The organism is Bacillus sp. ISL-46 (assembly GCF_018613205.1).
Genome location: NZ_JAGGQR010000020.1, coordinates 1 through 23,759, shown reverse-complemented (window position 1 = coordinate 23,759; position 23,759 = coordinate 1). Strand labels below are relative to the sequence as shown.

Below are 23,759 nucleotides of genomic sequence, written 5' to 3'. Positions count from 1 at the left end.
CTAAAACAAAAATTGAGGTAACTATATGTATAAAATACCTAAAATCATTCATTACTGTTGGTTTGGAGGAAAAGAAAAACCGGAATTAGTCAGAAAATGTATTGAAAGCTGGAAAAATAATTTAATAGATTATCAAATTTTAGAATGGAATGAAACCAACTTTGATATAAATTTAAATACCTATGTGAAAGAGGCATATGAAGCTGGAAAGTTTGCTTTCGTCAGTGATTATGTAAGAGTATTTGTTTTATATAACTTTGGGGGAATTTACTTAGATACTGATGTCGAGGTTTTTAAACCATTTGACAATCTATTGCATCATGATTCATTTTGGGGGTTTGAACAAGAGAATTTTATTGCTACTAGCACAATTGGGGCTGCAAAAGGAAATAACTTGATAAGGTTATTTTTGGAATCATATAAAAATAAAAAATATATACTAGAAAATGGTACCCATAATGATTTAACCAATGTAGCAGTTATTACAAAAATTTTAAAAAGTGTTGGTTTGGAACCAAATGGTCAATATCAAGAGATTAAAGGACTTGGTGTCTTTTATCCTCAAACCTATTTTTCTCCATATGATTATATTAATTGCCGGAATTTTATCTCGGATAATACTTATGCGATGCACCACTTTTATAAAAGCTGGCTGCCACTGAGGGCAAAAATAAAAGGTCAAATAAAATTATATCTGTCTAAAATAATAGGCGGAAATAATATTGCAAGGTTAAGGAGAATTAATCGCTGAAATTTATTCCTTAAGGAGAATTCCCCATGGTACTTAAGAAGATCTTTACTGTTCTTGTTTCTGAATGTAGAAAACGAGGAATTTATTTAACATTTATTATGTATTTATCCCATTTAATAGGAGTATTAAGGGGATTTTTTTATAAGTTAATTTATTTCAGAAATATAAAATCATCCATTTTCTCATTACAAGCAAACAGTAGAATAGAAATTTTTAATAAAAGTTCTATCATAAATATCGGAAAATTTGCGTTTATTAGAAAAAACGCAAGCATCCGAATTGATTTTAATGGAGAGCTAAATATTGGTGAGAATGTATTCATTAATGATAATTGTAATATAAACTGTGTCAAACGAATATCGATTGGAAAAAATACAAAAATTGCCCCGAATGTATGTATTAATGACCATGACCATAATTATAAAAAAAGTGGTGGTGACCATCTGTTAAGAGGAGAGGTTTCCATTGGTGACAATGTATGGATCGGTTCCAATGTAGTTATCTTAAGAGACACACATATAGGCGATAATGTAGTAATTGGAGCTGGGAGTGTTGTAAAAGGAACTGTATCGGCAAACACATTATTTTTTAACAAAAGAGAGAACGGTTCTTTTTCATTAAATCGAACAAATAAAGTAGTTAAAATTAATAACTTAGAAAATATGAAAGCTTAATGTGAGGAAGATATGAAAAAAAATATTTTAATTTCAGTTTATAATATGGAAATCGGTGGAATTGAAAGAAGCCTAATTAACATGTTAGAAAGTTTCGATTATGAGAAATACAATGTAGATTTATTAATCTTCCATCATGTTGGTGACTTTATGAAATTAATACCGAAAAGTGTGAACATTTTACCTGAAGTTGAAAAATTTACCGTTTTCCGAAAACCTGTTATCCAATGTTTGAAAGAGGGACATTACTCTTTAGCCCTTATGAGAATAATAGCTAAATATATTGCGGAAATAAAATCGAAGACTTGGAAATTAACAGAAGGCGCAGGCTATATTCAAATGCAACTTTCACTTAAATATTCTACTTATTTTATACCAAGAATAGAAAAAGAATACGATGTGGCGATAAGTTATGCATGGCCGCATGACATTATAGCCAACAAAGTTAACGCCCAAAAAAAGATTGCATGGATTCATACGGACTACAGTAAATTAGAAATTGATAATAGATTGGACCTAAATGTATGGAATAAATTCGACGCTATTGCATCTGTTTCTGATGCATGTGCCACATCTTTCCTAGCAACCTATCCTTCTTTAAAAGAAAAAGTGAAAGTTATTGAAAATTTAACTTCACCAACCTTTATCAAGAAAATGGCAGAGGAGATAAAAATTTTTAATAATTGCAATCAAACCTTTAACATTGTTTCTGTCGGCAGATTATCCTATGTAAAGGGTTTTGATTTAGCAATTAGTGCCCTGAGAGTGTTACATGATAAAGGTCTAACTAATATTAAATGGTATGTGATTGGGTATGGAGGCTTCGAAACAGATTTGAAAGAATTAATTACAAAAAACAACTTAGAAGATAGCTTTATACTTTTAGGAAAACAGACAAATCCATATCCATATATAAAAGATTGTGATTTATATGTGCAGCCATCCAGGTATGAAGGAAAGGCGGTTACCGTTTCAGAAGCTAAGATACTAGGAAAACCCATTCTTATTACCAGCTATCCAACGGCAAGCAGCCAAATAGAAAATGGTGTAGAGGGAATTATTTGTGATTTGAGTGTAGATGGAATAGTAAATGGAATTGAAGGGTTTCACCAAAGCGAAGAGCTAAGAAACTCATTCATTCGTAATATTATAGAAATAGATTATAGCAATAATTATGAATTAGAAAAGCTTTACAAAATTGTAGGTTAAGAAAGGAGTGATTTGGTAATGGGTATTAATGTAAGTATTATCGTACCAGTTTATAATGCAGAGAAATATATTGCTCATTGTATCGAATCACTCATAAACCAGACACTAGAGGTATGTGAGTTTATATTTATAAACGATGGTTCTTCTGATAACAGTGTAGCTATTATCAACGAATATAAAAAAACAGATCATCGGATTAAGTTATTTAATCAAGAAAATCAAGGGGTAAGTGCTGCGAGAAATGCGGGGCTTAATGCAGCTGTCGGAGATTATATTGGTTTTGTAGATGCTGACGATTTTGTTGAAAAGGAAATGTATAAAGTATTGTATGATTTGGCGATACAAGGGAATTGCGACATAGTTATATCTAATTTTCAAAGTAAGATGGAAGGACATCATGTCACTAGCAATTATCATTTTCCAAAAAATATTAATTTGAATGCTGAATATGTTCAACAAACTCTGATACCTTATTTTTTTAAAAAAGATGATTTGAATACAGTTTGCACAAAGATTTATAAAAGAAATCTAATAACACATGCGAATGCCTTCTTTCCACAGAATGTAGCGTTAGGCGAAGATGGACTATTTAATATGCAGTGTTTCAGTTTTGCGAAGGCAGTAAGATTTATAGATTATGCCGGGTATCATTATAGAGAAGTTGTGGGAAGCGCAACAAGAAATATAGCTAAAAAAGATTACTTCAGCCAAGCTTTAGATGTTTACAATAGAATGTTGCCAGAAGAATTTGTTACAAATATGGATTTACAAACAATTAAGAAACTGCAATCTATAAAATTAATGGATTGCGTTATGGCCTATCTTTATATTTATTTTAAACCAACCAAAGAATTGAGCTTTGTTAAAAGATATCAATACATAAAAAATATGATTAACAATCAGTTTGTTAGAGAAGCACTGCCTGAATATAAAATGGAAATGTCACCTAAATTTGGAAGGTATGAAAAATTAGTGATTAGTTTAATCGACAGAAGGTCAATGCTGGGACTATACTGTGCAACAGCATACAGTCGATTGCGGAATAGATGAATTGGAGGAGAATTAGGATGAAAGTTATGATGTTTGCTCATGGGGGCAGTTTAAATAGAGGATGTGAAGCGATTGTTCGCTCATCTACTAATATCATAAAAGAAAAAGTGAACAAAGCTCAAGTATACTTAGTTTCTAGCAGGCCTGAAACAGATAAAATGATCCCTAAACTAGATAAGATTTTTGACGGCTCTGATTCACAAATAAAAAAGTATTCTTATGATTGGTTAATTTCTTCTTTAAATGTGAAATGTTTAAATGATGAATCGTATGCATTTAGTAAAATTCACAAAAACATTATTAAACGTATCAAGGATGCAGAGATTTGTCTGTCCATTGGTGGTGATAATTATTGTTATGGAGAGCAGCCATGGTTGTATGAGATTGATAAAAAAGTTAAAGCACAGGGGAAAAAGCTTGTTTTGTGGGGTTGTTCGATTGGAGAGGAAGACTTGTCAGAAAGAAAAATCGAAGACCTAAAATTATTTGATTTAATTTTAGCTCGGGAAACACTTACTTATAACTTACTGAAAAGTAGAGGTCTAAATAATATCAGATTAGTTGCCGATCCAGCCTTTACGATGGAGAAGGAAGAGTTAGAATTACCTATAGGATGGCAAGAAGGAAATACTGTTGGATTAAATTTTAGTCCACTTGTATGGAAAAGAAACAAGAAATCCCAAGAGGCTGTAAGAGAACTTATTAATCATATATTAGCAAGTACAGATATGACCATTGCCCTTACCCCTCATGTTATAGACCACGGAAATAACGATTTTGAAATCCTAAATAAATATTATGAAGAATATAAACACACAGGAAGAGTCCTCATCTTACCGGATAATTTAAATGCCATTCAATACAAAGGCTATATTGGTAGGATGAGATTTTTTATTGGTGCAAGGACTCATGCAACAATTGCTGCTTACTCAAATTGTGTCCCAACAATTGTTTTAGGTTATAGCATAAAATCAAAAGGAATATCAAAAGACCTATTTGGTGAGGAAAAATTGGTGTTGGGAATTGAAGAAATTTCTAATAGCAACAAGCTGAAAAATAGCTTTGACCAAATGGTACGGGATGAGGAATTAATTAAACAACAGCTGCAAAAATCTATACCAAAAATAAAGAAAATGTCTTATAAGGCAGTAGATTATTTAAAAGATCTTGTAAAGTAAATGAGGTATATTATGAAGAAAAAAAATTTGCTATTTGTGATTCCAAGCTTATCAGCTGGCGGTGGAGAAAAGAGCTTAGTCAATTTACTATCACAGATTGATTTTAGTCAATATGATGTAGATCTATTTATGTTTAATCATGATGGCCTATTTATGGATTTCATTCCAACAGAGGTTAGAGTTTTGCCCCTACCTGAAACCTATCAATTATTTTCAAAGAATATAACAAAAGCTGTAAAGGAACTATTAATGAAAGGAAAATTATCACTTGCTTATAACAGAGTTATTTTTACATTAAAAAATAAATATACAAAAAATGTCTCCACTAGAGAGCAGTATACATGGAGACATCTGGCCAAATCCTTTGCAAGGCTGGAGAAAAATTATGACGTGGCGATTGGTTTTCTAGAAAAAACCTCAACGTATTTTTGTGTTGATAAAGTGAATGCTGCAAAGAAAATAGGATGGGTTCATATTGATTACGATAAATTGGGCATGGACCCTAAGTTTGATATTGGATATTTCCAGAAGCTAAACAAAATAGTTACAGTGTCTGAGGAATGTGAAAACATTTTTAAAAACAGATTTCCAAGTGAAAAAAATAAAGTGGAGATTGTCTATAATATAGTATCTCCTACAATGATTTATAAAATGGCAGCTCAAGAGAGTCAGGATGTATATAAAAGAAAAAATAATGAAATTATTATTCTATCAATTGGCAGGCTGCATTTTCAAAAAGGGTTTGAATTAGCGATTGAAGCTTGTAAGAAATTGGTAGATAAAGGATACAATATTAAGTGGAATATTGTAGGAGAAGGAGAAGAACGGAAAAAACTCGAATCACTTATTAAACTAAATAAATTAGAAGACCATTTTAAATTATTGGGTTTAAAGGCTAATCCATATCCCTATATAAAACAAGCTGATATTTACGCACAAACATCCAAGTTTGAAGGGAAATCCATTGCGATTGATGAGGCAAAGATATTGAATAAACCGATTATTGTTACAAACTATAGTACTGCCAAAGACCAGATTACAAATGGAATGGATGGATTAGTTGCTGAAATGAATTCAAATTCTGTCGCAGAGCATATTGAGAATTTAATACAAGACGAAGTCTTAAGGAAGAAATTAATCAATAATCTGTCCCAACTGAAATTAGGTACTGAGGGAGAAATTAACAAGTTATATGGGATCTTTAGTGGGTGAGATATATGAAAAAAACAATCTTATTTGTCATGAATAAACTAATTTGTGGTGGAGCCGAAAAATCACTTATTTCATTGTTAGAAACAATTGATTATTCACAATATGAAGTGGATTTGCTGTTATTTAAACAAGAGGGTTTATTTTTAAATAAGGTACCTAAACAAGTAAATCTACTTGAGGAACCATTTGGTTATAAGTATTTTGATATGCCGATAAAGACTGCAATTATTGATAATGTTACAAAGGGAAGACTCGATATCGCTATTTCAAGGATATTAGCAGGATATATTTTTAAAAATGAAAAAAACAAGGCGAGATGTGAACAAAGAGTTTGGAAATATATATCAAAATCATTAAACACAATGGATAAAAGGTATGATATTGCTATCGGATTTCTGGAAAAGAATCCGATTTATTTCTGTGTTGATAAGGTGGATGCAGAAAAGAAAATTGGGTTCATTCATTCCGATTACGACATGTTAGGAATGGATCCCAAAATAGATAAATACTATTTTGAAAAGCTAAGTAAAATAGTAACAGTATCAGAAGAAAGTGCTAATATTCTAAAACGAAAATTTCTAAATCTATCCTCTAAAATACAGGTTATGCATAATATCGTGGCTCCTAGAGTTATAAAAAAATTAGCTTTAGAAAGTGTAAATAAAATACAGTCAAATACCATTACAATAATTTCTGTAGGAAGGCTTCATTATGCAAAAGGGTACGATTTAGCAATTGGGGCTTGTGAATTGTTGATTAAAAATGGCTATGACATTAAATGGTTTATTATCGGTGAAGGAGAAGAGAGAGAAAAATTAGAACAATTAATAAAAAATAAAGGGTTAAAGAAAAATTTTATCTTAATTGGGATGCAAGAGAATCCCTACCCTTACGTGAGGGAAGCTGACATCTTTGTTCAATCATCTCGCTTTGAAGGAAAATCTATTGCTATAGATGAAGCAAAAATTCTGCAAAAGCCCATAGTGGTTACAAATTTTAACACAGCAAAAGATCAAATAACAAATATGGTAAATGGAATAATTGTTGATATAGATTCCCAATCAATTTATGAGGGGATTAAAACAATAATAAACGATGATGAATTAAAGGAAAGACTAAAAAGTAATTTAGAAAATGAGAGTTTAGGTACTGAATCTGAGATTACAAAATTATATGAAATAATAAATAAGTAATTATGAAAGGTGAACAATGTGATAACTAAAATTGTTTGTATTGGATTGCTTAGTTTTGCAGCATTAATATTATTTTTTGATATAACACCCGTTTTTAAAGACTGGTTAAAAAGGATTAAATTAGGAAGATTTGAAGATAAGCAATTATGGAATAAATTCATAACAGAAAAGGGAGTAAAATGGTTAATAAAGACTCCTAAAATTAAGGTAACCGATAATACAAGATTAATTCTATTGGATATATTAAAAGGAAATTACAGCAAAAGCGCCATACAACATTGGCAAGAAGCATCACTTATATTAGGGATTACAGAATATTTAAAGTACAAAGAGGATAATGCGGTTAAAATGGGACTATTAAATTTCTTAAATTCAAAATTTGATAATACCGGAAATTGGTTACATAAGCCCAAAAATATTGATGCAGCAATATTGGCGTATGCAATTATGAAGATAGAAATTATTGATAATGTTAAGTATCAAAAGGCGCTCGACTTTATTTGGGAAATAATTAGAGATCATATTGGAGATGACGGTACAGTAAAATATAGAAAATCTATGGAAAGTTACAGATACGTAGACACAATTGGATTTATTTGTCCTTTCTTAATTGCATACGGGTTTAAATTTGATAAAAAAGAATGTATTGATTTGGCAGTGAAGCAAATAAAGGAGTATGAAAAATACGGGATGTTAGATATTCATTGGATTCCAAGTCATGCATATAAAATCGAAAATACTTTACCACAGGGATTATATGGCTGGGGAAGAGGACTAGGATGGTTTGCAATAGGACTTATTGATGCATGGAATGAATTACCACACTCTCATAAATATAAAGCATCATTAGAAGAAAGTGTAGTGAAATTTGCGAAATCTATAATGCACTTTCAACAGGATAATGGAAGTTGGAACTGGCAAGTTGGTAGAAGTGAATGCAGAGCAGACTCTTCTACGACAGCAACATTAGGGTGGTTTATGATAAATGCATCAGTAATAAACAGCATTTCAAAAGATTGTCAAGAAGGTACAAACAAGGCTCTAAATTATTTAATGAAAGTAACTAGAAGAAATGGTGAAGTAGATTTTTCCCAGGGGGATACTAAAGATATTGGGGTGTACTCTACACTATTCAATATTTTACCTTTTACACAAGGATTTTGTATTAGATTGATAAATTTGTATGAGAATCAAAGGTTGAAAAAAAATTATGTTAATAAAAGTAGTTAATTATATTAGGTCAAGAATTAGAAAATTTATTCTAGAAGAAATTTGGTTAGAGGATTATATAAAGCTTGGGATGGAAATAGGAAAAAATTGTTCTATACAAACGGTTGTGGTGTTTGACTATTCACATTGTTGGTTGATAAAAATAGGAAATAATGTTACACTATCACCTTATGTCTATTTGTTAGCACATGATGCTAGTACAAAGGTAATAAATAATTACACAAAAATTGGAAGTATTATATATAGAAGATAATGCTTTTATAGGTGCAAGAGCAATGATTATGCCTGGAGTAACTGTTGGAAAAAATTCAATTGTTGCTGCGGGGAGTATTGTTACAGAATCTGTTCCAGAAGGAAGTATTGTAGCAGGTAATCCTGCAAAAATTATTTCGAGTATTCAGGTTTTTTTCAGAAAAAAATAAAGAGTATAAATATTGTGCTAAATTTTATGATAAAAGGTATACAATTAATGGGAATATTACGAAAGATAAAAAAAATAAAATGTTTGAGGAATTAACTAGAGATATAGGATTTATTGAATAAGTTATTAGAAGGTATCTTAGTTATTTTGGATGGCTAGTTCGCTATTGATATACGTTAATTAATTTTGTTATATTAATATATATATGATTAGAACTGTTCAAGTTTATATCGCCATTTAAGTAATTGCCTAAATAAAACTTTTTTATTTACATTTAACAATAGACTTTTTTTCGAAAATATTAAGACTTATTAAAAACTTAATAATTTAATAAATTGGATGTTTAACAAGCAAAACATTCTAGAGAGGGAATCAATGAGAGTAAAAAGTTCTTTAATAAATATATCTGTTGGTTTAGGAAATCAAGTTATAATTACCTTACTAAGTTTTGTATCAAGGACAGTATTTATTAATAGTTTAGGCATTGAATATCTTGGTGTAAATGGACTATTTACTAATATTCTAGCGATGTTGTCTCTAGCTGAGGTTGGAATTGGCTCAAGTATAATGTATAGTTTATACAAACCAGTTGCTGAAAATGATCAAAATAAAATAAACGTACTGATGAAATTGTATAAAAAAGCATATATGATGATTGCTCTAGTTATATTGTTACTAGGGTTATCTGTAATGCCCTTTTTATCTTTTTTTATAAAAGATTCTAATGTTGAAAATATAAATTTGATATATCTTATTTTTTTATTAAACACTGTTGCACCATACTTATATGTTCACAAAAATTCATTTCTAAATGTTTGCCAAAAGAATTATATTGTAACTGGAGTATATTCTATTTCTTCTATAATTTCTGTTTGTATAAAGATTAGCATATTATATGTCACGAGAAATTATATTCTCTATCTAGTAATTGACAGTATTATTACTATCTCAAATTCAGTTATTATATCAAGAATTGCTAATAAAAAATATCCTTATTTAAAGAATAAAACATCAGAAAGAATAGATGATAATACAAAGAAAAATATAATAAAAAATATAAAAGCCATCGTCTTACAAAATATCGGAAGCTATCTTGTATTTGGAACGGATAACATTATTATTTCTTCTTTTGTAAGTGTGGCAGCTGTAGGATTGTACTCAAATTATTATATGTTAATAGAAATTTGCAGAACATTTATCAATCAGGTTTTTAATAATATTTATCATAGTGTTGGAAATTTAGTCGCAGAGGAAACTAGAGATAAGGTCTATAGTTTATACAAAGTATATAGATTCCTAAATTTTTGGCTTTATTCATTTGCAACCATTTTTTTGGCAATATTGCTAGAGCCATTTATAAATCTATGGTTAGGTTCAAAATTTATAATGAGCCATGGCGTTCTGGCAATATTAATGATTTGTTTTTTTGAGCGTGGTATGAGAAATTCGATAACTACTGTAAAAACAACAGCAGGAATTTTTCATGAAGATAGATATGCTCCATTGTTTCAAGCTGTAATTAATCTAGTTTTCTCTATTGTTTTAGTTAAATATATAGGGATTTCTGGTGTTTTCTTTGGGACACTCATAAGTGCACTAGCTGTTCCTTTCTGGACCACACCTTATTTTGTCTATAAAAAGGTTTTTAGTATGCCATTAATAAAATATTTCTTAAATTACACTTATTATGTAATTGTTGGATTAGGTGCTTTTTTAATTACAAGAATTATTTGCAATTTTATTCTGCCTAACAATGTATTTAATTTAGTTTTAATGGGATTTGTTTGTTTAATTGTCCCTAATATAATTTATATTGTAATTTTTAATAAGACCGACGAATTTAAGTATCTGTTGATGATTTTAAGAAGTATTTTAAGTTTGTTACAGATGAAAGTGAAATATAATAAAAAAATAAGAGATGTGGGCTAATTTTGAATTAATCAAAAATGTCCAAAGGTATTTAAAATAATAAAAACGGCTAAATGTTTTAGTATTTAGCCGTTTTTTTTTTAGTTATTAAATCCCTTCTATTTACTTTAGGCATATTATTGATATTAAGCTGAGAATTAGTTGGAAGATTATATTACAATTTTTTTACCGTTACCTTTAAATTGGTATTTTCTTTATCTGTTATAAAAATAGTATTCTTATCTATTATAGATATAATTGATTGTACAATTTTAGATGCGGATGAGACAGATAAAACATAAGGTTCCAATGTATTCAAGTTATGGTTAATAGTTGTTGAATATCCATCACCATCCGTCTGCAATATTACGTTTGCTTTGTATGTGTTAACAGTATCATACCCAACATAAATATTTGGATCTTCATTTGGTAAGTTGATGTTAGTAAATAAATTGTCTGCAGAAATAAATTTAATCATAGGATTAATGCTATTATAATAAATCAGATTTAGTGGAGTAGTTCCAGTGAATTTAAACTTACAATCTTTTAAAAATAAAGTAAAGACAGCTTTTAAAGTAGTTTTGTCATGATGAATTAAATGAGAAAACGTAGAATTAGAAATTTCAATTGTACATTTTTCTAATTTAATTAAGCCGCTTGGTTGATTTAAATCTGTTGCAAAAAGGTAATTTACTGCACTAGCTGTAAGTTGACATTCCTCTAATACTATAGTTGCAGGAAAACCTGGAGTGTTTATATTTCCAACTTTTATCACAGTGTCTGTAAACCTTGACTTAGATATAAATACTCCCCTGTCTTTAGTACCCAAGATTAGGTTAATCAACGTACTGTTAGTATATTCACAATTCTCTATCGTAACCTTTTCGCTCTTAGTGGTACCATTTAGGGTTTGAATAGTAATCTTTAAATTGTTAAAAGTACACCCAATTTGCTGATAAACCTTTAAAGTTAAATCTCTTACTGTTGTTGAATCAAATATACAACTTTCTATTTTGTTAGCTATAAGGGCTGGAGCTCCAGAAATATTAGCATATTTGATTCTATTGTTTCTAAAGGTATTGTTTATATTGCTGGTGCCCATATTAATATTGGAAACGTCTATAAAATTATTATCAGTAACGTTTAATTGATATGAATCGTTGACATTAAAAGACATATTTCCACCTTGGATACTATTCTCAGAAATATTTACATAGGCATTTCCAAAGTTTGAATTCATTATGCCTATACTTGTAGGACAATTATAAATAATGTTTCCTCTAACATTTGCATATAACAAGCTATAAAGATTAATACCAATTGAATCCACGTTATAAATGTGGTTATTTTCAATTTGGATCGAATAGCACCCAGCTAATATTCCGTGATTACAGCCGTAAATAAGATTATTTCTAATAACACAGTTATCGCCATAGGAATCTTCTTGATTAATTGCATATCTTGTAGGGTCGCTAAAGATAGGCTTTCCATCTAAGAAGCTATTGCTCCCTTTTCCATTGTCTCTAATTACATTGTGTTGTACGACATTATAGCTTCCTCCAAGCGATATCCCGCCTCTATGCCCATTGTAAAGCTCGTTATATTCAACTACATTGTGATGAGGAATTAATCCGAACTTTAATGTGATTTGTAAATTTTTAGACGGATTTGTTTCACCTGAAAAGACCATTCTCATTTTCGCTGCATTAAGTGGTATTGATATATTTGTATATATTTTTTTCTTTTTGAGAACACCGATAAAGGAGTTATCTGCTTTATAGAAAAAAACATCTACGTCTTTATTTATTAGAGTAGTTAATCTTGAATACCCAGCTCCTGCTATAAGAAACGAAGAAAATTCTGCATCAGTAGGTATATTTATAAAGCCAGTTGTTAATGAATTTGTGGAAGAAACTAATTGACCAGTGTTATAATCTAAGGAATTTAATGTAAGATTCATATTAAATTCCGCTAATTCTCTAATTGCAGAACTGGAAAAGGTTATATTATCCCCCATATAATCTCTTACAATACAATTTTTTATTGTACAGTATCTTGTACTTTTACGAAAAACAACTCCATAGCTGCTTTCAACTTTTCTTTCCGCTGTTACATTCGAAAAGCTTCGATCGTCTCTGCATCCAATGATAGTTCCATTTATTAGGTGAGCGTTCAGTACATTTTCAAACAAGATACTGTTACCAACAAAATTGTAAAAATCTCTGGTGGTCCGATTGTCAAATGGTGATTTTCGATCAGAATCATAAATTACTTTTAAAGTAGAACCATTTAAGTTGAATGTCATATTACTAAGCATTTTTATTTCTCTAGGATAACATAATGAATATTGGCCTTTAGGCAATAATACACCATCATAACCATTGCTAAATGCGTATTGTATAGCATTGTTTATTCCTTGAATATTCGTATCTGCCATTAAATAATCCGCATTAGTATAAGGTTTATTAGGTATCCCTTGTGTGATATTCCATTTAACAAGATCTATAAGATACAACTTATCGCACTTCCTTTCGTTTTAACCCGAGTTTTGTTATGGTTAAGGAGAGTTTATAGAAATTATTGAAAAAATTACTTAATATTGTCGGGTCATTAAATATAATATTGTTTAGAGTTTTTTTCTGATTGGACAAGTTTACTAAATTTCAATTTATTTCAATTTTAAGGACCATTTATAAAGGAAAAATTTCTAAAAGTAATAACTTAGGCCCTTTTCTCAACTGAGAAGGGCCTAAGTTATTACTGGAGCTTGTTGTTACGTTTAATATCATTTGTTTTCAATTCCAATTTCCCATGAAAAATCTTATTATTTTCAATCAAATAGGAAAGAGCATTTTTACCTGCATAAATCGTGGAGACACCAACAGCTCCTTTTTCGCTAGACCTTATTGTATTTCCTTTAATGGTTAAGTTTGAAACGGTAGAAAGGCTATCCCTTTTCCAATAATCTCCCACTTGAATAATGGCATTTGTTTTGTACGGGAATGAACCTGTTTCAATAATGTTATTTTCAAGGATCACAGTTTTACCTGCTTGTACGGAAACTCCAGGACTATTATCACCTAATACCTTTATCGTCGAATTCTTTATAACAACTGTATCAGGTAACCCGTGGACTTTATTCGTTTCAAATCCGCCTCTAAATGATGTGAATTTGCAGTTATGGAATTCATAATGACCGGTATTGCTTACTTCCACACCGTTTTTGCCTTTTGCTGCCTCAAATTCACAGTTATTGTAAGTTCCCTTTGGCAATTGAATTCGTGTATATCCAATGACTTTTAAGTGATCAAAAGTACTCCCATCTGCTGCATTTCCTCCAAAACTATCTAAAGCAGCTTGACCAGTAATAGTTACATTTTTCAAGTGAATCGGATTTCGATTAACACCAAATTGAGTGTGTTCGTTCTTTGTGTTTTTAATTGTAATATTGGAGGCCTCAATGCCGAATGGAGTGGAACTTGCTAAATTGACTAACGTATCCTTAAATTCCATGTCATTTATCAAAATATTGTTTCCAAGGAAGGCAGCCATACCGCCATCCATTTTATTGGAATTAAATATGGCATCATTGTATATGTAAATTCTTGCATCTTTAAATGTATTGTTTTTTACCTTCGCATATTTGAAAGGTTCGGATATAGCCAATCCGATAGATTTGGAATAGAAAGAATTGTCTTCCACTATTGCATTCCTACCATCATATAAAATTAAGTCATAAGCTTGATTGTTATAAAATTTATTTCCTTTGATTTCTATTTGATTATTTAAATTGTAACCTGCTTCAACATCAATTCCGGATTGTGGGGCCGTACCTTTCATATCATGAATCTTGTTATTAAGGATGGCTGTATCTTTTGCTCCTCCAACAGTAATACCTTGGCGGCGATTAAACGAAAATTCAGAATTTTTAACAGTTACATTTTTGGAGACGCCTTGCATCCAAAATTCAATATACACATTATTCGGAACATAAGGCGTATTAAATACGGCGTTGAAATAAGCTGCATTTTTTGGAATATCCATCAAACCCCAGCCAACTGGTTTGTTTACTTCTTTTGTATTTAAGCTTGTTATAAACGTCCCATCTGCTTTGTAAAAGTATGCAGTATAGTCTTTTGTTGGCATATTTTGTTGGTGAAGGAATTGGAAAGTATTTTGAATCTTAAAATACCGGTCTGTTAGTGGAATCTTTTCAATTCTCATTTTTGTGGAGTCTTTAGTCAGCTTCCCTTTAGAATTAACGGATCCAGGTACAAAACTCTTCGCATAAAATTCTTTGATGAGTTTACCCATTGAACCTACAGCTAAGCCATCCCCTGTAAAATGTATGGATTTAATTCCATCAATAGTTACATCACTTGCTCCACTTGTAACAATCCCATACCCGCCTTCATGCGTTGATTTTATCATATTATAATCGTGAGTTTCTTTATCTCCTTTGTATGTTCCCCCTTTTAAGGAAACATTGTGAACACCGGGTCCCATATAAAGAAGTATATAACCTGTATTACTGTTCGCTTCTTTTTGCAGAACAGTACCTTTTCCTAATTGAAAATCCATATTACTAACCATATTTATTTGTCCATCTTTTGAAACCAAATAAGTTCCATCCGGAACAACAAAAGTGGAGTAGCCTTGTTGGTAAGCCCATTTGAGAGCTTGATTCAATCCTTTGGTTGTTTCCACTGCGTGTGTAGCATCGTTATATATCCCCCAACGGCTTAACTCTAAAGTATATTTAACACTTAACTTTGTTTTTTCTGCATGCACCTGGACAAAAGAGTTAAAAAAATTAACAGGGAATAAAAAAAGTAACAAAGAAATTGTTATTACGACCTTAAAAAAACATTTTTTCAATTGGTTCATCCTTTACTATTTTTTTATTTTAAGCCATTAGATAATTCTGCCCTGATTTGATTAATAAAATAAGCTTTCCCTGGAATCGAAAAGTATTTGTTTTCATGTTGGGGTTTAATAGATTTTGTCGAATAAAAGTTCTTTAAAAGGAACATTTGTTGAATTATAATATTCAGTTAGAAGAGTTAAAATTTACGTGGTTTTAATAACGTGAATTTTTTTTGATTAATAGGTTCTTTATAATGAACAAAATTGAAGGAGGATTTTGTATATGTCTATATTAGTTACAGGCGGCGCAGGATACATTGGATCTCATACCTGTATAGAGTTATTGAATGCAGGGCATGAAATTGTTGTGGTGGACAATTTTTTGAATAGTAAGCCTGAGTCTTTAAAAAGGGTTAAAGAAATAACAGGCAAGGACTTTAAAATTTATGATGTGGATTTACTTGATTACTCTGCAATAGAGTCTGTGTTTCTTGAAAATGGTATTGTGGCAGTAATTCATTTTGCTGGATTAAAAGCAGTTGGAGAATCAGTATCTATGCCATTACGGTATTATAACAACAATATAGTAGGGACATTAAATTTATGTCGAGTTATGGAGAAATATGGGGTTTATAACTTAGTATTTAGTTCTTCAGCAACCGTATACGGACTTCAAGAACAGGTACCTCTAAGTGAGGATTTACCACTTCAAGCAACAAACCCTTATGGGCGCACAAAACTAATGATTGAGGAAATTTTACAAGATTTATATGCTTCCAACCAAAACTGGAGTATTGCCCTGTTACGTTATTTTAATCCAGTTGGTGCACACTGCAGCGGGCAAATTGGAGAAGATCCTAATGGTGTTCCTAACAATCTCGTTCCTTATATTACTCAAGTAGCTGTTGGGAAATTACCTGAACTAAAAGTATTTGGTGGTGACTATCAAACACATGATGGTACTGGAGTTAGAGATTATATTCATGTGGTAGATCTTGCAGATGGTCATTTAAAAGCTCTGGTAAAGGTTATGGAGAATTCAGGAATTACGGCATATAATCTAGGAACTGGTACAGGATACAGCGTATTGGATATGATTCATGCCTTTGAACAAGTAATTGGGCGTCCAATACCATATAGAATAGTAAACCGAAGACCTGGAGATGTTTCTATTAGTTTTGCCGATGCTTCCAAGGCAAATGAAGAACTAAATTGGAATGCCAATAAAGGTCTTGATGAGATGTGTAAAGATTCATGGCGATGGCAAGTTAATTATCCTAATGGATTTGAGAAAGAGTACGAGAAAATAAATGCTGTTAATCAATTATAAAATTATTATATTAATTTTGACTGGTATTTAAATAATGGATTGTAACCCAAAGAGGTATTTATTTGGTAGTCGCATAAACGTTTTATCAACGAATAAGTTAATAGAGCATCACATTTTTGTCGAATTTTTGTTCTTTTAACAGAACGTTTATTGGTTTATAATTTTATATAAAGATATTTCTATTTATAAAATGAAAATTGACAAGCTTTTTTGGGTTTAACGTTCATTATAGTGAACGTAATTAGATAGATTAGGAGGTGATATAAGTGATTAAAGAAACAGTTTATTCTAGACCAATCGTCTTAAGCCATCAACCAATACGTTTTGAAACAGCCCAGAGTTGGAATCCAGGTAAGGGTAAACACGACCATAATGGAACAGGCAATGATGGAATCAACTTCCCAGTAGACACAAATCCAAATCCACAACCTTGTGGAGCGGGAACCGCCGGCAATGGAAATAATAATGGCAATGGAAACGGAAATGGTAATATCGGAGTAGGTCAGTGTAATCCAAATGTTAACCCTTAATTTCACAGAGGCGGAAGACCAAAGGGAATATCTCCATTGGCTTCCCTTCCTAATCAATATCGACTTATCCTATAGGAGGCCAATATGATCTCATTAAATACAAAAATTGGCGACCATTTCATACATATAATCTGTGAGTCTGTATATCTAAAGAAAATGTTTGAAAAAAATTATCATTCCCACATTTATGCTGATAATATGCAGCCAGATCTTGTCATCAAAATTGAAGAGGGCTACGGTGTTTCCTTTCAAGATTATGACGTAGAAATCACAAAAAAAAACAACCAAATCCTTTACCGCCGAGCTGATTACCTAATAGAGGTTGATACTGACTTTAGGTCTGCAGTTATATCAGTTTATAATGATTTTGCCTTAAAACACGCCTTAACAAATTTATACAGTGCCTTCATTGTTTATCATAATTGGGGTCTCTTGATCCACTCCTCATGTGCAATAGAACACGGTAAAGCCCATATTTTCGCTGGTCAATCGGGGGCAGGTAAATCAACAGCAGCCAAACTATCGTATCCAAGACCACTTCTTTCGGATGAGGCAACACTTGTCAAAATTACTTCCAATGAAGTTATTGTATATAATTCACCATTTCGAAGTGAAATCCAAGCAGATTCTTTTGAGGGAAATGTAGAATTAGCTAGTGTTCAATTACTTTGCCAAGCCCTTCAAAATAAAAGAACCAGATCTATTAAATCGGATGCACTACTTCATTTAATGGATAAAGTCTTCTTTTGGCCCCATAGTGTTGAAGAGACCAAAACCATAATGAGGTTAATGACCAAATTGGTGAAGAATGTACCTGTTTATGAACTGCATTTTCAAAAAAATAATACATTTTGGGAGTTAATATCATGATGACTCAATATATTCAAAAAGGAAATTATGAAGCTACCGAGCTTGATGGAGAATGGATTATCTTGAATACTGACCAATATACAATCACCAAATTAAATGATGAGGGTGGACATTGCTGGTCATTGCTTAATAAGGTTCAAACAGTTGATTCCCTAACTCAATCTTTGTTGGAGAAGTTTTCAACAACTGAAAATGTGCAGCAAGTAAAAAAGGACATGGAAGAATTTCTAGCCAATCTCGTTCAGTACGGGCTGATTGAACATGTTGATTGACAACCATACCTTTGCAATTCTTAAACGTACGATCAAAAAGGACGGCTGGTTGGAGCTGCCTGCATATGGGAATAGTATGTTTCCTTTTATTCAACAAGGTAATCTATGTAGGTTTATCCCATGTCCATCTTCACAATTAAAGAAGGGCGATGTGATTCTGTTCTATTCGCAAACAGGTCAATTAATTGCCCATCGCTTTGTGAGTGTAAAAAAAATAGATAACCAACTGTTTTTCTTATTTAAAGGTGATACAAACCTTGGGTACGATCAACTTATAAGAGAAGAGTATATCCTTGGTAAACTAGCAAGTGTGCAAAAAAAACAACTGACTATAAACCCGCAACATTTTCTTGCTCGCTGTTGGGGAAAAATGATTCTTACCTTTCCTATACTATCAGGCATGCTTAGAAAATTTTTAAATAGGAAATTCAAATTACAATTCTAATAACATTTGGAGTGTCCATATGATGAAGGAACGGATTGATTCTTTAATTAAACAATATTTTTCCATGAAAGATCTTCGCAGGACCTTTTCCTTTGTATTTCCTTTTATTATGAGACGTTGGAAGGCCTATATTGTCATTCTTCTATTATTAGGATTGGACATTTACTTAACGATTGCTTTTGCAAAGTACTATGGTCAGATTACTGATGCAGCTATTCATGGTGGCTATCAACAGATTTTATCATTTATTCCATATGGCGCATTGCTTATATTATTGAGTATCGTCTCCAGTGTTTCATATACATACTTTAATATGATTGCAACCAATGGGGTGAAAATGGACATTAAAAATCATTTTTTTCACCATGTATTAAGACTGCCAGCAGCAGATACATCCAATATTCGATCTGGTGAATTAATGTCCCATTTTTCTAATGATATCCATGGTGTCGATGGGGTAATTGGAAGTAATCTTATCAGTTTAGTTAGATTACCAATTATCTATATTGTTGTCTTTTTTTATTTGTTAAATATTAATCTGACACTATGTATGGTAAGCCTTATCATTGCACCAATCGCGGCATTATCTGGTGTTGCATTTGGCTTGTTGCTTCGGAAAAATGGTAGATTGATACACCGATTAGTAGGAAATATTAATAGCCTCCTAAATGAGACGTTTCACGGCTTCACGGTTATTCGTTCCTTTACACTTGAGAAACTTCAATATACTAAGTACGCCAAACAAAATAAGGAATTATTCCAATTGGAGCTTGAAAATGCAAAACTTCAAAGCTGGTATAATACGGGTGGTCAAATCTTAGGTTCTATCACTTTTATGATTAATCTCTCTGTTGGAGCCCTTTTTGTATCCAAAGGGGTGTTAACCGTTGGAGCTTTGTTAACGTTTCTAAACTTAGTTGGTCACTTATTTTATCCAATCACAGGAATGGCGAGTCTATGGGCCGGCTTTCAACGGTCTGTGGCAGCACTGGAGAGAGTGCTAGCGGTTCTCGAAACACCAGCCGATTTAAAAGAATTGCCTTCTTTTGAGTCAACCTTGAACCGAGTCGATTCGATTCAGTTTCATAACGTCACCTTTAATTATGTGGAAAATAAAAATGTGTTGGAACATTTTCATTTAGAGATTCCTGCTGGAAAAGTGGTGGCGTTAGTTGGCCCTAGTGGAGCTGGTAAGAGTACACTTTTTAATCTTTTACAAGGATTTTATAGGCCGCAATCAGGCGAAATAAAGATTGCTGGTAAGCCTATTACAGAGATTTCCGCTTCAGCATTAAGGAGTTCGATTGCCCATGTCCCTCAAGAAACCTTCTTATTTGCTGGAACCGTTCGAGATAACCTTTTGATTGCCCGCCCCAATGTGACTGAGAAAGAAATGGTGGAAGCGGCAATCAATGCTGAGATTCATGACTTTATTCTCTCACTTCCTAACAGATATGAAACTCAAATTGGCGAAAATGGAGTTAAGTTATCTGGCGGCCAAAAGCAAAGAGTCGCAATTGCCCGTGCAATATTAAAAGATTCGCCCATTTTATTATTAGACGAAGCTACTTCCGCTTTGGATGGTGAAACCGAATATTACGTCAAAGAAGCACTGGATGAATTGATGAAAGGTAGAACGACGATTGTTATCGCCCACCGCTTGTCGACAGTCCAAAACGCTGATGTAATCATGGTGATGAATGATGGGAAAATTGTTCAACAGGGAACACATGAGGAGTTAATCGGACAAAAAGGTTTATATCGAAAACTCAACGAAACATCCTATAGTTCAAATAAAGAAACACCTTTGTCTTTAGTTTCAAACTAATAAAATGGGAGATGAGGCTAGTGAGTATAGAGTTCGTCAGATTTTTATATGATAATCAGAAATCACTGCCTCAGGATGCAGTGTTTTATCATCAAGCGCTTCAGGATATTGAAAATGACGGTATTGCATCTCAAGTTTATTTTTTATTAAAGCAGCAGGGGAGGCTCTATCAAACGCCTGCATTTTTTCAATTTCGTCTTAAAGAAGAATATGATAAAGGATTTTATCAAAACCTTTTTATTAAAAATCAAACGGATCAATTATTGCGAGGATTTGAGGAGAAAAAGATAGATGTTATTGCTCTTAAAGGGGTTTATTTTGCTGAGAAATATTTTGGCCACATGGGGGCAAGGGCTACATCTGATATTGATTTGTTAGTCAGAATACAGGACCTAAATATCGCCATTGAATCCGTAAAATCATTAGGTTTTACTTTTGAAGAGGAGCAAATACCTGGTCATTTCCATTGCAGTTTTAGCAAGAGATTACCTACCTCGCCCACTCCGTTAGTGGTGGAATTACATTGGGATTTGGTGAAGAGAAGTACCTCGAGGTTTAATATTAATGACCTTTGGAAACAGTCGATACCCGTGAGCAAATCAGGATATATTAAAGAACTGTCCCATCTTCATACCTTTTATATGATATGCCTTCATGGCTGGCGGCATAATTTAGATTCGATGAAATATTTTATGGATATTATTCAAGTCATTTACAAGGACAGTAATGAGATTGATTTTGACCAATTCATAAAGCTTGCGGAATCTCACCAAACATTAAAACGAATGATCAGGACCTTATCCATCGTTTATCAGCAATTTCCACACTTAGACGATGTCAAGATGTTCCCATTTAAAGCGAATAATACTCTTTGGGAGTACCAATCTATAAAGGGATTTAGGAAGTACTGGGATTTCCTCGATTATCAATTTTTTAGCTATGATACAGTCAAACATACGTTGATTGAAATCGGAAACTGGATATGGCCTTCAAAATATGAAGTATCTTCACAAATAGGTGAGCGGTCACAAGGAAAGAAGATGTACCTATTGTTGTATAAGAAGAGACTTACCAGTATATTAAAAGCGGTATTGCCACATTAATAAGCCATCTGGACCAACAGATGGCTTATGTCCCATTAATTGTTTCAGGTATTACCTCAATTCAGAGTTCCTTTAAAGGAGATTAGGAATTTTTAATCCCCAATAACCCTCCGAAGATTGTAGATAAACTCCTATTATCTATAAAAGAATACCTTCAAATTGTTTTTTCCGTCAATTGTGGCTAGTAAAACGTTCTGTATCTCTGTTTGATGCGTTTGATTAAGAGTGTGAATAAGCCACCCTTTATCCTTGTTGATTTGCTTCAGTGTATGATAATCTATCTTTCCTTCTTTGATTACCGTCTGTGGGAGATCGAAAGGCTCAGTTTTTATCTGATAGATTGATGGCGTAATCGCCTCGTACTGAGGATCTAAGAAAATTGAAAGTTTCCCATCAGATTCCCATAATGCTAACGCAACCTTTTTAATATCTTCTACCTTTTCTTTCCTTAATTCAGCTAATAAATGATTAACGGATATTCTAGCTTTCTTTAAGGCCTTATAAATGATTTCTCCTTCTTTAATAAGGGGAAATGGCGCTGGGTCTAGGAACTTATCGATGAGTGCCGATTTTAAGCTGATTAATATACCCCCTGTATACAAAGCAACCAATACAACGGTAGTAATCATCGATCCTTTCATCCCAAGATGTTCATCTGATAATGGATGAGCAATAATATTTCCTATGACCATGGCGATAACGAAATCCAGTAATCTTAATTGGGAGATAGCGCGTTGACCCATGATTTTTGCAACAATGAGTAAAAAGAAAAATCCAATGATGGCTCTTAGAATCCACTCAATTGAACTAAGTGTTTCTTGGCTATGAAAAAAATTCAAGAAAGTCACATCCTTTATCTCTGATAAGCATCTCATTTAGTATTGTCTTGAATTCCTTTTTGTTTGCACAGACTTATCAAAAACAATAAAACAGGATGAGCAAAGTGGCCCATCCTGTTTCATCTAATATTAAACCTTTTTAAAATAAAAAATACTGATAAAATACCGAATGAATCAATAACTAAGTCATAAAAACGTCCATCTCTCCCGAAAAATAACTGCAGGAATTCTGTTAGAAACGCAAAAGTAATGGAGATTCCGATAGAATATATGTGACTTCTTAATAGATTGAAGAGGAGAAAATCCATTATCGCAAAACCGATAAAATGGCCTAACTTAATTTTAATAAATTCAGAATGAATCAAGGTTAAATCATTTAAATAAAAAAAAGACAAAAAGTCCGGATTTGATACCCACTTTAATCCAAATGAATGTAAATATATTAATCGCTCTATACTCTCAGTCCAGGTATTTACCAACAAAAATAGTCCCCATAAAATAATCATTAAGACTTTTATAAAAAGAAATCGTTTCTTTGTCTTTCTCTTACGTATTCTACTACCTTGTACCGGTTGATAATCCAAAATCCTTGCTCCTAACTAACTAGTATTTCTTAATTGAATTATATTATTAATTTTATCATTGTTCCCTTTAAAGAACAAATAGGAGATATTCACACTAAAATAATCCAATAATGTACAACTTTCGTATTATAAGTTAATAATATTTCTATGGGTAAAATTAACCCGTTTCCATTTACAAAATTCTACATTTTCTTTTATAATGAACATAAGTTGTTCTTATTTAGGAACCGATAATTAGAAAAGAAGATTCATCACCACATTTTGTG

Annotated in this window: 21 protein-coding genes; 17 read left to right on the top strand and 4 right to left on the bottom strand. The window is 32.0% G+C overall.

Annotation, left to right across the window (positions count from 1 at the left end; genetic code table 11):
* Positions 1-25 precede the first annotated feature (25 nt).
* The 10 genes from J7E67_RS13025 (at position 26) to J7E67_RS12980 (ending at position 10,847) form a co-directional block, all read left to right on the top strand.
* Positions 26-751: a glycosyltransferase family 32 protein gene (locus J7E67_RS13025; protein WP_214715026.1), complete on the top strand. Its 726-nt coding sequence runs from the start codon at positions 26-28 to the stop codon at positions 749-751.
* Positions 752-777: 26 nt separating this feature from the next.
* Positions 778-1,425 (top strand): acyltransferase, encoded by a 648-nt coding sequence (locus tag J7E67_RS13020; protein WP_251026747.1) that lies wholly within the window; start codon positions 778-780, stop codon positions 1,423-1,425.
* Between the two features lie 12 nt (positions 1,426-1,437).
* Positions 1,438-2,634: a glycosyltransferase gene (locus tag J7E67_RS13015; RefSeq protein ID WP_214715027.1), complete on the top strand. Its 1,197-nt coding sequence runs from the start codon at positions 1,438-1,440 to the stop codon at positions 2,632-2,634.
* Positions 2,635-2,652: 18 nt separating this feature from the next.
* A complete protein-coding gene (locus J7E67_RS13010; protein WP_214715029.1) occupies positions 2,653-3,684 on the top strand; it encodes a glycosyltransferase in 1,032 nt (343 codons plus the stop codon).
* 17 nt (positions 3,685-3,701) lie between these two features.
* Positions 3,702-4,862, top strand: coding sequence for a polysaccharide pyruvyl transferase family protein (locus J7E67_RS13005; protein WP_214715030.1), 1,161 nt, complete (start codon positions 3,702-3,704; stop codon positions 4,860-4,862).
* Positions 4,863-4,874: 12 nt separating this feature from the next.
* Positions 4,875-6,074, top strand: coding sequence for a glycosyltransferase (locus tag J7E67_RS13000; protein ID WP_251026746.1), 1,200 nt, complete (start codon positions 4,875-4,877; stop codon positions 6,072-6,074).
* A gap of 5 nt (positions 6,075-6,079) precedes the next feature.
* Positions 6,080-7,267 carry a glycosyltransferase gene (locus tag J7E67_RS12995; RefSeq protein WP_214715032.1) on the top strand — a complete coding sequence of 396 codons (1,188 nt, stop codon included), beginning with the start codon at positions 6,080-6,082 and terminating at the stop codon, positions 7,265-7,267.
* 18 nt (positions 7,268-7,285) lie between these two features.
* Entirely contained in the window at positions 7,286-8,497 is a 1,212-nt protein-coding gene (locus J7E67_RS12990) for a glycoside hydrolase family 88 protein (RefSeq protein ID WP_214715033.1), read from the top strand.
* Positions 8,498-8,772: 275 nt separating this feature from the next.
* On the top strand, positions 8,773-8,919 hold the full coding sequence (locus J7E67_RS31280) for an LbetaH domain-containing protein (protein WP_251026745.1): 147 nt from the start codon (positions 8,773-8,775) through the stop codon (positions 8,917-8,919).
* A gap of 374 nt (positions 8,920-9,293) precedes the next feature.
* Complete coding sequence (locus tag J7E67_RS12980) at positions 9,294-10,847, top strand: lipopolysaccharide biosynthesis protein (RefSeq protein ID WP_214715034.1); 1,554 nt, start codon at positions 9,294-9,296, stop codon at positions 10,845-10,847.
* A 154-nt stretch (positions 10,848-11,001) separates the two neighbouring features.
* On the opposite strand, the gene J7E67_RS12975 is transcribed toward J7E67_RS12980, so the two are convergent.
* Both J7E67_RS12975 and J7E67_RS12970 read right to left on the bottom strand, forming a co-directional pair.
* Positions 11,002-13,341 carry a right-handed parallel beta-helix repeat-containing protein gene (locus J7E67_RS12975; protein WP_251026744.1) on the bottom strand — a complete coding sequence of 780 codons (2,340 nt, stop codon included), beginning with the start codon at positions 13,339-13,341 and terminating at the stop codon, positions 11,002-11,004.
* A 242-nt stretch (positions 13,342-13,583) separates the two neighbouring features.
* The gene (locus tag J7E67_RS12970; protein ID WP_214732050.1) at positions 13,584-15,704 is read right to left on the bottom strand and encodes a right-handed parallel beta-helix repeat-containing protein; all 2,121 of its coding nucleotides are present in this window, start codon (positions 15,702-15,704) and stop codon (positions 13,584-13,586) included.
* 271 nt (positions 15,705-15,975) lie between these two features.
* On the opposite strand from J7E67_RS12970, the gene galE reads away from it, so the two are divergent.
* The 7 genes from galE (at position 15,976) to J7E67_RS12935 (ending at position 22,070) form a co-directional block, all read left to right on the top strand.
* Entirely contained in the window at positions 15,976-17,022 is a 1,047-nt protein-coding gene (galE, locus tag J7E67_RS12965) for a UDP-glucose 4-epimerase GalE (protein WP_214716498.1), read from the top strand.
* Positions 17,023-17,288: 266 nt separating this feature from the next.
* The gene (locus J7E67_RS12960) at positions 17,289-17,552 is read left to right on the top strand and encodes a hypothetical protein (protein WP_214716499.1); all 264 of its coding nucleotides are present in this window, start codon (positions 17,289-17,291) and stop codon (positions 17,550-17,552) included.
* Between the two features lie 84 nt (positions 17,553-17,636).
* The gene (locus J7E67_RS12955; RefSeq protein ID WP_214716500.1) at positions 17,637-18,422 is read left to right on the top strand and encodes a hypothetical protein; all 786 of its coding nucleotides are present in this window, start codon (positions 17,637-17,639) and stop codon (positions 18,420-18,422) included.
* Positions 18,419-18,694 carry a PqqD family protein gene (locus tag J7E67_RS12950; protein ID WP_251026743.1) on the top strand — a complete coding sequence of 92 codons (276 nt, stop codon included), beginning with the start codon at positions 18,419-18,421 and terminating at the stop codon, positions 18,692-18,694. Before J7E67_RS12955 ends, J7E67_RS12950 begins: the two co-directional genes overlap by 4 nt.
* Positions 18,684-19,139 (top strand): signal peptidase I, encoded by a 456-nt coding sequence (locus J7E67_RS12945; RefSeq protein WP_214716501.1) that lies wholly within the window; start codon positions 18,684-18,686, stop codon positions 19,137-19,139. Before J7E67_RS12950 ends, J7E67_RS12945 begins: the two co-directional genes overlap by 11 nt.
* Before the next feature lie 19 nt (positions 19,140-19,158).
* Entirely contained in the window at positions 19,159-20,967 is a 1,809-nt protein-coding gene (locus J7E67_RS12940) for an ABC transporter ATP-binding protein (protein WP_251026742.1), read from the top strand.
* A gap of 20 nt (positions 20,968-20,987) precedes the next feature.
* Positions 20,988-22,070: a nucleotidyltransferase family protein gene (locus tag J7E67_RS12935; protein WP_214716502.1), complete on the top strand. Its 1,083-nt coding sequence runs from the start codon at positions 20,988-20,990 to the stop codon at positions 22,068-22,070.
* Between the two features lie 134 nt (positions 22,071-22,204).
* Here the strand turns inward: J7E67_RS12935 and J7E67_RS12930 are convergent, their stop codons facing one another.
* Positions 22,205-22,909, bottom strand: coding sequence for a DUF421 domain-containing protein (locus J7E67_RS12930; protein WP_214716503.1), 705 nt, complete (start codon positions 22,907-22,909; stop codon positions 22,205-22,207).
* Between the two features lie 119 nt (positions 22,910-23,028).
* On the bottom strand, positions 23,029-23,493 hold the full coding sequence (locus J7E67_RS12925) for a VanZ family protein (RefSeq protein ID WP_251026741.1): 465 nt from the start codon (positions 23,491-23,493) through the stop codon (positions 23,029-23,031).
* Positions 23,494-23,759: the final 266 nt, after the last annotated feature.